The sequence below is a fragment of the Peribacillus sp. TH27 genome (genome assembly GCF_016650915.1).
GTDB classification, from domain to species: Bacteria; Bacillota; Bacilli; order Bacillales; family DSM-1321; genus Peribacillus; species Peribacillus butanolivorans.
The window spans coordinates 1,495,377-1,509,051 of the sequence record NZ_JAEKEV010000002.1 but is presented as its reverse complement, the minus strand read 5'-3'; the positions used below and the strand labels follow the sequence as shown (position 1 = coordinate 1,509,051).

The 13,675-nt window shown below is 38.6% G+C and carries 16 protein-coding genes; 12 read left to right on the top strand and 4 right to left on the bottom strand.

All coding sequences use genetic code 11. The annotated features are described in order from the left end of the window. Positions 1 to 180: 180 nt before the first annotated feature. The 7 genes from JFU24_RS08675 (at position 181) to JFU24_RS08645 (ending at position 6,243) form a co-directional block, all read left to right on the top strand. On the top strand, positions 181 to 810 hold the full coding sequence (locus tag JFU24_RS08675) for an ABC transporter ATP-binding protein (protein ID WP_201249852.1): 630 nt from the start codon (positions 181 to 183) through the stop codon (positions 808 to 810). Then, a complete protein-coding gene (locus tag JFU24_RS08670; RefSeq protein WP_201181633.1) occupies positions 810 to 1,595 on the top strand; it encodes an ABC transporter permease in 786 nt (261 codons plus the stop codon). The genes JFU24_RS08675 and JFU24_RS08670 overlap by 1 nt, the downstream gene beginning before the upstream one ends. A 216-nt stretch (positions 1,596 to 1,811) precedes the next feature. Then, entirely contained in the window at positions 1,812 to 2,078 is a 267-nt protein-coding gene (locus JFU24_RS08665; protein ID WP_053345137.1) for a phosphocarrier protein HPr, read from the top strand. Beyond that, positions 2,078 to 3,796 (top strand): phosphoenolpyruvate--protein phosphotransferase, encoded by a 1,719-nt coding sequence (gene ptsP / locus JFU24_RS08660; protein WP_201249851.1) that lies wholly within the window; start codon positions 2,078 to 2,080, stop codon positions 3,794 to 3,796. The genes JFU24_RS08665 and ptsP overlap by 1 nt, the downstream gene beginning before the upstream one ends. Positions 3,797 to 4,110: 314 nt before the next feature. After that, positions 4,111 to 4,896, top strand: coding sequence for an SDR family oxidoreductase (locus JFU24_RS08655; protein WP_201181630.1), 786 nt, complete (start codon positions 4,111 to 4,113; stop codon positions 4,894 to 4,896). 47 nt (positions 4,897 to 4,943) lie between these two features. After that, complete coding sequence (locus tag JFU24_RS08650; protein WP_201224990.1) at positions 4,944 to 5,810, top strand: NAD(P)-dependent oxidoreductase; 867 nt, start codon at positions 4,944 to 4,946, stop codon at positions 5,808 to 5,810. A 67-nt stretch (positions 5,811 to 5,877) separates the two neighbouring features. Beyond that, positions 5,878 to 6,243: a hypothetical protein gene (locus JFU24_RS08645; RefSeq protein ID WP_201249850.1), complete on the top strand. Its 366-nt coding sequence runs from the start codon at positions 5,878 to 5,880 to the stop codon at positions 6,241 to 6,243. 101 nt (positions 6,244 to 6,344) lie between these two features. Here JFU24_RS08645 and JFU24_RS08640 read toward each other — a convergent pair whose 3' ends face one another. Next, complete coding sequence (locus tag JFU24_RS08640) at positions 6,345 to 7,496, bottom strand: aminotransferase A (RefSeq protein WP_056530612.1); 1,152 nt, start codon at positions 7,494 to 7,496, stop codon at positions 6,345 to 6,347. A 159-nt stretch (positions 7,497 to 7,655) separates the two neighbouring features. On the opposite strand from JFU24_RS08640, the gene corA reads away from it, so the two are divergent. The 3 genes from corA to JFU24_RS08625 all read left to right on the top strand — a co-directional run bounded on the left by corA (position 7,656) and on the right by JFU24_RS08625 (position 10,389). After that, a complete protein-coding gene (gene corA, locus JFU24_RS08635) occupies positions 7,656 to 8,630 on the top strand; it encodes a magnesium/cobalt transporter CorA (protein ID WP_201181629.1) in 975 nt (324 codons plus the stop codon). A gap of 112 nt (positions 8,631 to 8,742) precedes the next feature. Then, positions 8,743 to 9,252 carry an RDD family protein gene (locus JFU24_RS08630; protein WP_201181628.1) on the top strand — a complete coding sequence of 170 codons (510 nt, stop codon included), beginning with the start codon at positions 8,743 to 8,745 and terminating at the stop codon, positions 9,250 to 9,252. A 231-nt stretch (positions 9,253 to 9,483) separates the two neighbouring features. Further along, on the top strand, positions 9,484 to 10,389 hold the full coding sequence (locus tag JFU24_RS08625; RefSeq protein ID WP_201224989.1) for a chemotaxis protein: 906 nt from the start codon (positions 9,484 to 9,486) through the stop codon (positions 10,387 to 10,389). A gap of 64 nt (positions 10,390 to 10,453) precedes the next feature. Here the strand turns inward: JFU24_RS08625 and JFU24_RS08620 are convergent, their stop codons facing one another. Together JFU24_RS08620 and JFU24_RS08615 are read right to left on the bottom strand one after the other, a co-directional pair. Continuing rightward, positions 10,454 to 10,960, bottom strand: a complete 507-nt coding sequence (locus JFU24_RS08620) for a YkyB family protein (RefSeq protein WP_201181627.1) — start codon at positions 10,958 to 10,960, stop codon at positions 10,454 to 10,456. A 332-nt stretch (positions 10,961 to 11,292) separates the two neighbouring features. Continuing rightward, positions 11,293 to 11,601: a hypothetical protein gene (locus tag JFU24_RS08615; RefSeq protein WP_446728235.1), complete on the bottom strand. Its 309-nt coding sequence runs from the start codon at positions 11,599 to 11,601 to the stop codon at positions 11,293 to 11,295. A 163-nt stretch (positions 11,602 to 11,764) separates the two neighbouring features. Between JFU24_RS08615 and JFU24_RS08610 the strand changes: the two genes are divergently transcribed. Further along, positions 11,765 to 12,145: a fluoride efflux transporter FluC gene (locus JFU24_RS08610; protein ID WP_056530599.1), complete on the top strand. Its 381-nt coding sequence runs from the start codon at positions 11,765 to 11,767 to the stop codon at positions 12,143 to 12,145. Next, complete coding sequence (gene crcB, locus JFU24_RS08605) at positions 12,142 to 12,504, top strand: fluoride efflux transporter CrcB (RefSeq protein WP_201249849.1); 363 nt, start codon at positions 12,142 to 12,144, stop codon at positions 12,502 to 12,504. The genes JFU24_RS08610 and crcB overlap by 4 nt, the downstream gene beginning before the upstream one ends. A gap of 177 nt (positions 12,505 to 12,681) precedes the next feature. On the opposite strand, the gene JFU24_RS08600 is transcribed toward crcB, so the two are convergent. Continuing rightward, positions 12,682 to 13,491: a metallophosphoesterase gene (locus JFU24_RS08600; RefSeq protein WP_207203201.1), complete on the bottom strand. Its 810-nt coding sequence runs from the start codon at positions 13,489 to 13,491 to the stop codon at positions 12,682 to 12,684. Positions 13,492 to 13,675 lie beyond the last annotated feature (184 nt).

Sequence of the window (13,675 nt, the reverse complement as noted above, 5' to 3'; positions counted from 1 at the left end):
AAGCCTCCAGTTCAAAGATATTTTCCATGTAGTCATGGATATGTGGGCAGGAATAATACTAACCTATTAAAATGGGAAAGAAAATGAAAACTCATCAAGTTTTTACAAACTTTACTATCTACTATGACGAATGTTTCTTATAATAAAATCGTGGATAATGAAAGGTAGGCTTGAAAAAGTATGTTTAGGCTAGAAAAGATTAGATATAAAGGTATTTTAAATATTGATAGTATGAAAATTTCAGCAAATAGGGTTACGTGTTTGACTGGAGAAAGTGGAGCCGGAAAAACTTCACTGCTCCGATTATTGAACAGAATAAATGAACCGGACAGCGGCTCGGTATTTTATCAAGATCAGTTGCTAGATAACCTTAATCCGATAGAGCATCGTCGTAAAGTCACGATGCTGTCTCAGACACCTTTCACTATACCGGGCACGATTGAAGAAAATCTTCAATTGGGTCTAGAATTGACATATAGAGAAAAGAAATCGAAGGCAGAGTTCGTGAAAGCCCTTGATACGGTTCTATTGCAGAAGTCTTTATCCGATGATGCGGAGATTCTGTCTGGCGGTGAGAAACAAAGGCTGGCACTGGCAAGATTACTTTTGTTAAAACCCGAAGTGTATTTGCTGGATGAGCCGACAGCTGCGCTTGATGAGGAAACAGAATTGAAGGTCATGAGCAGATTTTTAGCAGAAGTGAAGCGAGGAAAAGGAACGGTCATCATGATTACCCATTCCAAACAACTTGCGGACATATGTGCTGAAAAGATGATTATTCTGAAAAAGACGAAGGAGGGGGACTATTAATGGACAGTAACGGGATAATAGATATTGAGTTCTGGCGTCTATGTGCGGCCTATCTATTTGTTGTGCTGCTTCTTATTATCGTGAAGTGGCGCGGCATTTCACGGGAAAAGCAAATCATTCTCGCTACGGTTCGGATGACTGTTCAACTCATTCTCGCCGGTTATGTATTGACGTATATATTTGAAAATCCAAACCCATTACTTTCTATAGGGTTTTTATGTGCGATGTCCCTTTTCTCAATCCATAATATTTTTAAGCAAATATCATTTACGCTTAATAAGAAAATAAAACGAATGGTTATTCTTAGTATGCTGACGGGCCCCTTGGCCGCTTTGTTTTATTTTAATCTAGTCGTCATACATTTCACTCCATGGTATGAGCCGAGGTATTTTATCCCGATTGCAGGAATGATTGTCGGGAATGCGATGACTGGGGTTACATTAGCGTTAAAAAACCTGCATGACGGGATTACTAGTAATCGTGAGAAGGTAGAAGCAATGTTGATGCTTGGAGCCACTCCAGCAAAAGCGGTCAAAAAATATGTCGATGCAGCATTTGATTCAGCCGTGCTGCCCACCCTGAACAATATGCTTGGTATGGGAATTATTTTCCTTCCAGGAATGATGACAGGGCAAATTCTGTCGGGGATCAGTCCACTCATCGCAATTGAGTACCAAATTGCCATACTGATTGGTATTCTCGGCAGTGTTTCGCTAACTGTGATTCTTTTCATTATGCTGAGTTTTAGAGCTTTTTTTACCAAAAATGCACAGCTATCCATTTAAACATTAAAGAACCTGAAAAGTAATAGTTGCAGTTCTATCCATATTTTTGTACTATTTTTTAGGTACTAGATAGTTTTGGTTTGTTTGTTGGGTATGATAATGCTATTCTGAAAAGGAAGAGGGCATTTCTTTTTTCGTTACTTTTTCTAACTGAATAGGGAATACCGCTTACATAACCTATTTTTTGTTATTTTATCTTAAAGGAGATTGATTTATATGGTAGAAAAAACATTTACAGTAACTGCAGAAACAGGTATACATGCTCGTCCAGCTACATTGCTTGTACAAGCTGCCGGAAAGTTTGATTCAGAAATTAACCTTGCACATAAAGAGAAAAAAGTGAACCTTAAGTCTATTATGGGTGTAATGTCTCTAGGTATTGGTAAAGGAGCAGAAATTACTATTTCTGCTGAAGGAAGCGATGAAAATGATGCTCTTAAAACACTAACTGACACATTGAACAGAGAAGGATTAGCAGAATAATGTCCACTTTGATAAGTGGAATAGCAGCTTCTAACGGAATAGCCATCGCTAAAGCCTATCGACTAATTGAACCAGAATTATCAGTTGAAAAAAGAAGCATAGAAGATGTCGAGGCGGAAATATCCCGTTTTAAGGAAGCTATTCAAAAATCAACAGTTGAATTAAAAGTAATAAGGGATAAAGCCGAACAGGATTTAGGAGCAGATAAGGCTGCCATTTTTGACGCACACCTACTTGTATTGGCTGATCCGGAACTTATAACTCCAATTCAGGATAAAATTCAATCGGAAAACGTCAATGCTGAGTTTTCTTTACATGAAACTGCAAGCATGTTCATTACTATGTTTGAACAAATGGATAATGAATATATGAAGGAACGTGCTGCAGATATTCGTGACGTTACGAAACGGGTGCTGTCGCATCTTTTAGGCGTACATATTCCAAATCCTAGCATGATTGCTGAAGAAGTGATCATCATTGCTGAGGATTTGACGCCTTCTGATACAGCTCAATTGAACCCAGTTTACGTTAAAGGATTTACGACCGATATCGGTGGACGTACATCTCATTCAGCAATTATGGCACGTTCATTAGAAATCCCAGCTGTAGTTGGGGCTAAATCGGTAACCGATTCCATTGTAAATGGCGATTTGATCATTGTAGATGGCTTGAAGGGTGAAGTGCATATTAATCCTACTCCTGAACTCGTGAAACGCTATGAAGAGGCCCAGGAAGCCTATGCTTCACAAAAAGCTGAGTGGGCGAAGCTAGTTCATGAACAAACGGTTACACAAGATGGTCATCATGTTGAACTGGCTGCCAATATCGGCACGCCTAAGGACCTAGAAGGTGTTCGCCAAAATGGCGGTGAAGGAATCGGCTTATATCGGACGGAGTTTCTTTATATGGGCAGAAATGACTTTCCAAGTGAAGAAGAGCAGTTCGAAGCATACAAAACCGTACTGGAAGGGATGGCAGGAAAGTCTGTTGTCGTCAGAACGCTTGATATAGGCGGAGACAAAGAGCTGCCATATTTACAGCTTCCTAAGGAAATGAATCCATTCCTTGGATACCGCGCGATTCGTCTCTGTTTAAATGAGCAAGAGATTTTCCGGACCCAGCTTCGTGCCCTGCTTCGGGCAAGTATCTACGGAGACTTAAAGATCATGTTTCCGATGATTGCTACATTATCTGAATTCCGGGAGGCTAAAGCCATCTTGGCAGAAGTGAGGCAAGAATTACTTGATAATGGTGTCCAAGTTGCTGAGAAAATTGAGGTCGGAATCATGGTTGAAATTCCATCAACTGCAGTTATGGCAGACATTTTTGCTAAAGAAGTCGATTTCTTTAGCATAGGCACGAACGACCTGATTCAGTATACAATGGCTGCTGATAGAATGAATGAGAGAGTTTCTTATTTATATCAGCCATATAATCCAGCGATTCTACGCCTGGTTAAAATGGTCATTGATGCAGCTCATAAAGAAGGAAAATGGGCTGGAATGTGTGGCGAGATGGCAGGAGATGAAGTAGCTATTCCAATTTTAATCGGAATGGGTCTCGACGAATTTTCCATGAGTGCCACTTCGATTCTAAAAGCACGCTCCTTGATTAGCCAACTTTCGCTTAATGAGATGAAAAAACTGTCTCAGGATGTTTTGGTGATGGATACAAATGATAAAGTGAAAGAAGCTGTACTTAAAGCAGTAAATATATAATCAAAAAAGTCAGCACTTCATCCACAGAGAAATCCTCGGATGAAGTGCTGTAAAATTTTATATTACTTTTTTAAAAATATGTTTAATGAAACACCATGTGGGTATATAAAAGCAAGCACAGTTGTTTAGCTCGATTAGAGCAGCTGACATTCTCATTTCCCCCTTTGACGCCGGTTGGGCTTCCCAACCGGCAATTTTTTGTGTGTTTTAAGAGAACTTCAAAAAAACACATGAAAAATGATTATTCAGATTTTTCACTTTTCAAATGAAACGATATAATGAAAGTATATTTTAATGAAAATGGGGGAGTTGGAATGGACTTACATTTGCAAAAGAAAAATGCTTTGATTTTGGCTTCAAGCCAAGGATTGGGGAAGGCAATAGCGGCAGAACTAGTTAAAGAAGGAGCCAATGTCATGCTTGCCAGCCGTGATGAAAAAAAACTTGCGGTTGTGCAAAGAGAATTATCACAGCTTGGGGCAGGCAAAGTGGCTTATATGGTAACGGATATAACAAAACCTGAAGATATTAAAACCTTAGTTGAGCAAACTGCAGTAGAGTTTGGGGGTATTGATATCCTTATTAATAACGCTGGAGGTCCTCCAGGGGGTGCATTTTCTGATTTCAATGATGAAGAATGGCAACAATCTTTCGAACTGAATTTACTGAGCTTCATTCGGACGATTCGAGAGAGCCTGCCACATCTAAAAAAACAAGGTGGTAAAATTGTTAATATTGCTTCTTCGTCTATTAAGGAGCCGATTCCAGGACTTGTATTATCGAATACATTCCGGACTGCAATTGTTGGATTATCAAAAACGTTAGCAACTGAGTTAGCTCCAGACCAGATATTAATCAATACGGTTGGTCCGGGTAGAATCGCAACAGACCGCATTCAGCACCTTGATCAATTTAATGCAGAGAAACAGGGAGTCACTACTGAAGAAATTACTGAAAAATCGATAAATAAAATCCCTCTTGGCCGTTATGGGGAGCCTGAGGAATTTGCGAGATTCGTTACTTTCCTTGTCTCAGGGGCTAATACATACTTAACTGGCCAGTCCTATTTAGTTGATGGAGGCATGGTAAAGTCTATTTAATAAAGTAATTAATATAAGTAGAATTGAGGAGATTGGTCTTGACGAAAATGAACACAGTAATCGGATTTATTGGTATAGGAGTAATGGGAAAAAGCATGGCCGGAAATCTACTAAAGGCAGGATATGAGGTATATGTCTATACTAGGACGAAAGAAAAGGCTAGCGATCTAATCTCTCAGGGGGCAAAATGGGCAACAACACCTAAGGAAATCGCACAGCAAACTAACGTAATTATCTCCATGGTTGGATACCCAAGCGATGTCGAAGAAATATATCTTGGTGAACATGGGCTTATCGAGAATGGGAAAAAGGGTACCTATTTAATTGATATGACTACCTCCACGCCTTCTTTGGCCGTAAGAATAGCTGAAGAAGCGAAGAAAAAAGGCATGGAAGCACTTGATGCCCCCGTTTCTGGAGGGGATATCGGTGCACGGGATGCAAAACTTACCATTATGGTCGGCGGAGACATTAAGGCTTTCGAAGCTATTCAGACAATTTTTGATATCATCGGCAGCAATGTTGTCTATCAAGGTCCAGCGGGATCGGGACAGCACACGAAAATGTGTAATCAAATTGCAATTGCATCTAATATGATCGGGGTTACTGAAGCGATCTCTTATGCCAAAAAGGCCGGTTTGGATCCAGACCGCGTTCTGCTGAGCATATCATCGGGGGCTGCCGGAAGCTGGTCATTGTCTAATCTTGTACCTCGAATGGTAAAAGGTGATTTTGAACCTGGTTTTTATATCAAGCATTTTATTAAAGATATGAAAATTGCACTTGATGAAGCGGAAAGAATGGGAATGGATGCTCCTGGATTAACCTTGAGCAAATCCTTATATGAGAACCTTGCAGAGGCTGGCGAGGAAAATAGCGGTACTCAGGCTTTATATAAACACTATAATAAATAAAGTGCTACCTTCTCTTTCTTTTGAATAAGCTGAAAGCGACAGCCTTTACAAAAAGGAGCGATCGTTTATGGGCGAATTCGATGACATTAACATGAAATTTCAAGAATTAGAAGATGGCCGATACATTGTCCGGATTGAAGGTTTTAAACGCGAAAAAACCATTAACCAAACAAAGCCCATTCGATGGGAGTTAAAATTAATGAATGAAAGTCCACTAATTCTGCCGGTGAAATTCAGCCATATTGAAACAAATGCCGGTTTCCAGATTCTGATGCGTGAGTTAAAAAGTTTAGGTCATTCGAAGCCGCGCTCCGCAGAGGAATTTGAAGAAGTGATGGCAGATTTACTTGGATCAATCGTTGAGGTGAGCCTTACGACAACAAATAAGGAAGAAGGTTATCGCGAAATTCGGTTTTTACGGAGATTATATTAACCAAATAAAAAGTTTTGTGGAGAATTGTTAGTAGCATGAAAATTTTTAAGAATAGGAAAGTGGCCTTCAATAGTTCAATCAATTGAAGGCCACTTTTTTGTTCAATTATTCTTAAGTAAAAAAGCTTCAATACGGTCTAAAGCCATTTTCAGAGTTTCCATTGAATACGCATATGAAATCCTAAAGTACCCTTCACCTAGTGAAGAAAAAGCATCACCGGGGACTACAGCCACTTTTTCCTGTTTCACAAGTTTGAGACAGAATTCAAGTGAAGAAGTGAAACCTTCAGGCAGCTTCACAAAGAAGTAAAAGGCACCATTTGGTTTGACTATTTCTAAATTCATTGCTTGTAAGCGGTTGTATACGTATTCTCTTCTCAGGGCATACTCGGACTTCATGGGAAGGGCATCATCCTTGCCAGCTGTTAAAGCAGCCAGAGCAGCCCTTTGAGAAATGGAAGAGGCACAGGTCACATTATATTGATGGACCTTTAGAATATGCTGAGAGATAGCTACAGGCGCAAATAGAAGGCCAATTCTCCAACCGGTCATCGAATGAGACTTGGATAAACCGTTTAAGACGATGGTTTGGTCCTTTAAATAAGTGGCAATCGATACATGTTTTTGATCAAATACGAGCTCGCTGTATATCTCATCCGCCAAAATGAAGATATCTTTGCCCCGTACGAGCTCGGCGATATCCTTTAATTCGTCAGCAGACAATGTGACTCCAGTTGGATTTGAAGGATACGGCAGAACGATGCATCGTGTATTATCAGTTATGTATTGTTCAATGATATCTGCAGTTAAACGAAATCCATTTTTGGTTGTATCCGCATAGATAGGGGCTGCTCCACACATTTTGATAATCGGTTCATAACCTGGATATACAGGGCCAGGGAGTATCACTTCATTCCCGGGGGTGAGAATAGTCCGGAATGTAACGTCGATACCCTCGCTTGCACCTGAAGTCACTATGACTTCATTCGCTGGATCATAGGTAAGCTGGTATTTATCTTTTACATATTCAGATGCGGCTTCCCTTAATTCTAAATAACCGGCATTATGAGTATAAACAGTATAATCATTATCAATAGCTTGTTTGGCCGCTTCTTTAATATGCAGCGGGGTTGGAAAATCTGGCTGTCCTATCGTTAAGGAAATGGTTCCTTCGATATCTGCGACCATATTGTAAAATTTACGGATTCCTGATATTTGAACTTCTTTTACTAGAGGGTTTACTAAATGCTCCATCTATGAATATCCTCCCTTTTCATACTTCATGAGATTATGTACTATGTTTGACGGATTCACTCTATTTTATCATTTAGTTTGGATGGGGGAGAAATACTTTTTGAGATTAATGAAATAAAGGTATAATGAGAATTAAGAAAATTTTGAGGGTTGATACATATGATAAGGACTTGCGCTATAACTTCAGATCAGGAAGTCAATTTTGATTTGCCACTAGTAGAAATGAATAATCCGGATATTGAGTGGTATTGGGTAGATTTTTCAAATCCTACAGAAAAGGAAATTGAACTTTTATCGAGTCATTTTCACTTTCATCCGCTGGCTATTGAAGACTGTCTGGATGACTTTAACCAGCGTCCAAAAATGGATTTTTATGAGGAGTACCAATTTATTGTTATACATGCTCTCAGGCAAAAGGTCTTTAGAGCTGTCGAACTTGATATGTTTGTGGGCGAAAAATGGTTAGTCACATTTCATAAGGAGGAGCTGCTGGAACTTGAGACGGTGTGGAAGGAAATCCATCAAAATAACATGCTAAAGCAGGGTCCTTTTTTTCTAATGCATAGATTGATTGATCGGATCGTCGATGAATTTTTTCCACCTGTATATAAAATGGAAAGCGAATTAAGTAGTATCGAGGATAATACCGAAAATGAAACCATTACAGACTTGATGGATCAGTTATTTGATTTACGTACGGATATGTCAAAACTTCGCCGAACTATACTACCGATGCGTGATTTACTTTACAGGATGATTTCGTCCGAGCGGCTTAATTATTTAAAAGATCAGCATCTGTATTTTAATGATGTTTACGATCACCTACTTAAATTAACGGAAATGTTGGAATCATACCGGGATTTTTCATCTGATATCCGGGATAGCTATTTGTCTGTTAACTCTAATAATATGAATTCGACGATGATGACTTTGACTGTCATTACTACCATTTTCATGCCGCTGACTTTTATAGTAGGTGTGTATGGGATGAACTTTCAATATATGCCCGAATTAAACTGGCACTATGGCTATTTCCTGGTCCTCGGAATGATGGGGGGAATTGCGCTGATGATGTTTTTATACTTTGTTAAAAAAGGTTGGCTGAATCCTAGAAAAAGATCAAGAAAGAGCTAAAAATATCCAGCCAATCAGCTTTTTCAATGAAATCTATATTAATTTGATACTTTATTTTGATATAATTTAAAAAAAGAATAAAATACCAAATTTATGAATATGAGGTGTTTGAATGGAAGTTGGGGTTGTTGAAAGGCCAGCAGTGGAAAGAGGAGAGTATGCTGGATTTTGGCTGCGCTTTGGCGCGAATATTATTGATGGTATTATAATCGGAATCCCTACCGGAATCATATCGGTTATTGTAAGTATTTTTTGGAGTGGCGCGATGATGGAATTACAGGAATCGACAATCGATCCTAATTACGAGGCATCATTGAGTGATATATTCGTTTTCATGGCAGGAGCAATTATCATTCTATTTTTATCTTTACTTATAAGCTTTCTTTATTATACTTTATTACATTCCTCGAAATGGCAAGGCAGCGTCGGAAAAATACTCCTAAATATTAAAGTGACGGATTTAAATGGAGGACGAATAGGGTTTGGTAGAGCTACAGGGCGTTATTTTGCGACGATCATATCAGGGATGATCTTTTATATCGGCTATATCATGGCAGGGTTTACATCGAAAAAACAGGCACTTCACGATATGATTGCAGGAACGGTAGTAGTCAAAAAATGATCATGGAAAAAAGGGGACTCTGATATGAGCTCCCTTTTTTTGTTTGGCTTAAATAGATAATCTCTTCTTGATTCTATTTTTCTTACCATTGCACTAAACAAAAGACGAAAGAAACCGAATTATTAGGTATGAGTTCATTTAAAATATCATCGTAGGTCTATTTGACCAAAAAAAATATTTTTTTAGATAATGGATATATATGAAAAAGTAAGGGAAGGGCGAGATAAAGCAATGGAAGCAAATAAAGGGATTTTACTAGAAAGTGGAACGAATGAGCTAGAGATTGTTGAATTCGGCATAGGAAAGAATAAATTTGGCATTAATGTAATTAAGGTAAAGGAAATCATTAATCCAGTACATATCACGCTTGTTCCTCATTCACATCCAAATGTTGAAGGAATTATTGAGCTTCGCGGGGAGGTACTACCGGTTGTAAATGTAGCGGATGCCCTAGGATTTCCAGCATCGGGAACACCAGAGCAAGATAAATTCATAGTCGCTGAATTCAATCAGCAAAAAGTGGTGTTCCATGTCCATACGGTGACACAGATACACCGCATCTCTTGGACTCAAATTGAAAAGCCTTCGGATATGTATCAGGGATTGGAAAGTCAGATTATCGGTGTAATAAAATTAAACAGTGAAATGATTTTATTACTTGATTTTGAAAAAGTAGTGGTTGAAATCAATCCGGATTCAGGAATCAGCGTCCAGCAGGTTAAAAAGCTGGGTCACCGGCAAAATTCAGAAAAGAGAATACTTATTGCAGAGGATTCTCCATTACTGAGAAAGCTACTGTTTGATACATTGTCAGAAGCGGGGTTTAAACACCTAGTGTTTTATGAAAATGGGCTAGATGCATTAAATTATTTAGAGAGTTTGATCGAATCAGGAAAGCAGGTTGTTGAAGAAGTGCAATTGGTGATTACTGATATTGAGATGCCTCAAATGGACGGTCATCATCTAACTAGAAGAATCAAGGAAAATAGCGAACTTACTGTATTGCCAGTCATTATTTTCTCCTCATTGATTACGGATAGCCTGCGCCATAAAGGGCAAGTCGTCAGGGCTGATGCACAAATCAGCAAACCAGAAATTGCTGCTCTAATAGATTTGATAGACAAATTTGTTTTATAGTATTGGAAAACGGGCCGAGGGTGTATAATCTCTCGTCCCGTTTTTATTATCCAATTTTTACCCTTTAATACTTGGAACCTTTTCCTAAAAAAGAGGAGGGAAATGGATTATGAAATGGCTGTTTGACCGGGCCCCGTCCGTAAGGCCTTTTCTCAGTATTGGTAGAGTTCGGCTGCTTTTCACCTGCTTGTCCAACGTAAGATTGTAAGATTTGCTTTGCCTTGGATAATGACAAGGAGGCTTTAGGGTTCCGTATGGATGCTGCCCTGCTGCCGAGGTGGGGTAGTTTTTTCAAGTCTTCCTTAGTAGGAGGTAGGTGAAAAACATATGATCCGCATTCGACAATTACGTCGGATTGTTGTGCGGCAAAGCGAGGGTTATCAGAGAAATGAAGTCCAATCTTCTTCGCTTTTCCTTCTTGCATTAGCTTGTTTAATGCAAGCCGTTTTAAATTATATAAATTTTTAGGTTCCAATGCAGTCTTCGCATGTTTATTTACAATAAACACGGCCTGGGCAAGGGAGTTAATCGAAAACTCATCCATTTCAGAATGTCCTTTCGTTTGGTTCATTATAGAAACTCCTTTTCTTCATAAGGTGAGAAGGAAAGAAACAGGCTTCCTTCAATAATTTCCTGTTTTTATAGTAATAATAAATAGAGACGGCGTGCTTATTAGCCTGATTATAATATGAAAATAAATGCATTTACATCTCTAGGGTATGACAATCCATTCCCAACACTTTACCATCTATGCATTTCATATTATACCACTTCAAAATATATAAGGAAGTAAAATTCTATTCACACCAATCCTTCACTAAGAATGAAGACAAGAGAAACAGGTTGTACCAACTTTATGGAAAAGAAAAAAGAAGGCGTTTCTTGACGCCTTCTGTGCAATCGTTAATGAGTATATATATTAATATTTTCAGACACTCCAGCCTGTGCGCCAAATTGTTGCGGATAGCCCTGAAAACCTTGATAAGCAGGATAAGCAGGATAAGGAGGATAAGCGGGCGGATAGGGAGGAGGATATGGCGGGTAAAGTGGACGGTTGTTGAATAGCAAGGGGCCTATTGCTAATCCTGCAACAAAAGCAACAGGCGCTAATAAAGGAAAGAAAGGAAAGAATCGTTCGTCATTCCAATGTTCAGGTCCATATTCATTTCCGTATTCATTCGCGTATGCATTTCGGTATTCATTCTGTAGCATTATAGTTTGTGGATAGGGGTAGTAAGGAAAATACTGTGTTTGCATAAATAGCCTCCTTTTCTCAAATTCTTTACATAGTATGGTTTTTTTTCAGAAAAGAGCCTGTATCATCTTAATCTGTTATAATGAATCTACTTGTGAGAAAAAATTTGAGGTGATTACAATGTTACGGTTTAAAAGTGTTTTGGCCGTAGGTTTTGGAGGAGCAGTCGGAGCGTTGCTGCGTTATTTAGTTATCTTGACAACTGCCCACTCCTTCTTCCCATTTGGAACCCTCTTAATTAATATAGTAGGAAGCTTTATACTTGGATTGTTAAACGGCTATTTTGCTACAAAGAAAAATTCGCTTGTTTTTTTAGCCTTGGGCAGTGGGCTATGTGGGGGATTCACCACGATGTCCACATTTTCACAGGAAATAGTGAATCTTTTGCAGATATCATTGATTTATACAGGAATGTATCTGGGAGCCACGGTTTTATTTGGTTTAATTGCAGGTTTTCTGGGACTGAGCTTTTTTGATAGACGAAGAGGTGAGACCGTTTGATTCAGGTTCTTTCAGTTTTTATTGGAGGTTTTTTGGGTGCTGCCTCGAGGTATGTATTACAAATTATTTTTAATAAGCTGTTGCCAACAGGCTCCATTCCTATTAGTATTTTACTGATTAATCTAATAGGCTCTTTTGGTTTAGGAATCATCTTTCCTAATAAAGAAGATTGGGCTTTATCGTTGCAAGCTTTTCTTACAATTGGTTTTTTAGGAGCATATACGACATTTTCCACTTTCAGTATGGAAACGCTCGAACTTATGAGAAAACACCGTTACATAGAAAGTCTTATCTATGTAACAGTGTCGGTTTTAGGTTGTATTGGTACTTTCCTATGTGGTTATTTAAGTATGATATAACTTTTTATTTTGTTTACTCCATGTCTTTCTGGTAAAAAAATCCTGGTTTTTCAATTATTCTTCTAATGCTATAATTCAAAAGGATACATTAGGAATAATGAAGAGTAACCAGTTGTTTTCTTCGCACAGGTTTTGTTAATAAGTCTGGCGACTTTCCTCTGTGAACTTTTCATCTCACTATTCTGCCTGGAATTCATAAATTGTTAACTCAGGACGTGAAAGAAAACGATACGGAAGCCGAGTTGTGCCAAGCCCTCTATTAACATGTAATGTTAACGAATCAATTTCATACGTGCCTTCACGATACTTTTCTGCGTATGGAGGAGTGACAAGGGCTCCTGCAAAAGGAATTTGTACTTGGCCTCCATGACTGTGACCGCTTATTTGATATTTGATGTTGTACTTACTTGATATGTCAGCAAGGTCAGGAGCATGCGAAAGCATAATGACGTACACTTCTTCTGGAATTCCTGAAAGGGCTTTTTCAAAATCTGGTTGTCCAAGCATCGCATCATCTACCCCGGCTATGTAAATTTCTTCAGCCGTTAGTAATGAAATCTTAGTAGAGGTATTTTGCAACATGGTAAAATGGGATTTCTTCATGATATCGCTGTATATCTCAGAGCCATACCCCCCATGATCATGGTTACCGTAGATGCAGAACTTTCCAAGAGGCGCTTTGAGCTGATTTAAAACAGGCGGGATTTTCTGTTGAGCATTGTATTTATTAGGCTCGTCCATTAAATCTCCGGTAAATAAAATAACATCCGGATCTAATTGGTTTATCTTATTGACAATTGCTTGTAAATCATTAAGCTGAAATTGAAAGCCTAAATGAGTGTCACTGAATTGAATCATTTTCATACCATGAAAACCTTTTGGGATAAGAGGGTGGCTGATAATGTTATGCTTGATTTCTAGCCATTTTGGTTCCACATTGTGGGCATAGTACCCTCCGCCAATACTTAATCCGGTTACGGTAGCCAATGTGCGAAGGCCTTTTTTAAGAATGTTCTTCGGGAAATGGATTCACTCAAATTAATCAACCTATCTAATTTTAAAATGTTACTTCCTCATATTAACAAACAATATACATAAAATGAAGAAAATATCTTCTATACGCATATGAAAAACATGTAAACTGGAGTTTAAGAATATCCGGTTTTAAATT

Excerpts from the sequence above, each read along its gene's own strand:
- JFU24_RS08610 (WP_056530599.1), top strand. The coding sequence starts at position 11,765 with ATGTTACGGTTTAAAAGTGTTTTGGCCGTAGGTTTTGGAGGAGCAGTC.
- JFU24_RS08630 (WP_201181628.1), top strand. The coding sequence starts at position 8,743 with ATGGAAGTTGGGGTTGTTGAAAGGCCAGCAGTGGAAAGAGGAGAGTAT.
- JFU24_RS08620 (WP_201181627.1), bottom strand. The coding sequence starts at position 10,960 with ATGAACCAAACGAAAGGACATTCTGAAATGGATGAGTTTTCGATTAAC.
- corA (WP_201181629.1), top strand. The coding sequence starts at position 7,656 with ATGATAAGGACTTGCGCTATAACTTCAGATCAGGAAGTCAATTTTGAT.
- JFU24_RS08615 (WP_446728235.1), bottom strand. The coding sequence starts at position 11,601 with ATGCTACAGAATGAATACCGAAATGCATACGCGAATGAATACGGAAAT.
- JFU24_RS08625 (WP_201224989.1), top strand. The coding sequence starts at position 9,484 with ATGGAAGCAAATAAAGGGATTTTACTAGAAAGTGGAACGAATGAGCTA.
- ptsP (WP_201249851.1), top strand. The coding sequence starts at position 2,078 with ATGTCCACTTTGATAAGTGGAATAGCAGCTTCTAACGGAATAGCCATC.
- JFU24_RS08655 (WP_201181630.1), top strand. The coding sequence starts at position 4,111 with ATGGACTTACATTTGCAAAAGAAAAATGCTTTGATTTTGGCTTCAAGC.
- JFU24_RS08670 (WP_201181633.1), top strand. The coding sequence starts at position 810 with ATGGACAGTAACGGGATAATAGATATTGAGTTCTGGCGTCTATGTGCG.
- JFU24_RS08665 (WP_053345137.1), top strand. The coding sequence starts at position 1,812 with ATGGTAGAAAAAACATTTACAGTAACTGCAGAAACAGGTATACATGCT.
- JFU24_RS08675 (WP_201249852.1), top strand. The coding sequence starts at position 181 with ATGTTTAGGCTAGAAAAGATTAGATATAAAGGTATTTTAAATATTGAT.
- JFU24_RS08640 (WP_056530612.1), bottom strand. The coding sequence starts at position 7,496 with ATGGAGCATTTAGTAAACCCTCTAGTAAAAGAAGTTCAAATATCAGGA.
- JFU24_RS08645 (WP_201249850.1), top strand. The coding sequence starts at position 5,878 with ATGGGCGAATTCGATGACATTAACATGAAATTTCAAGAATTAGAAGAT.
- JFU24_RS08650 (WP_201224990.1), top strand. The coding sequence starts at position 4,944 with ATGAACACAGTAATCGGATTTATTGGTATAGGAGTAATGGGAAAAAGC.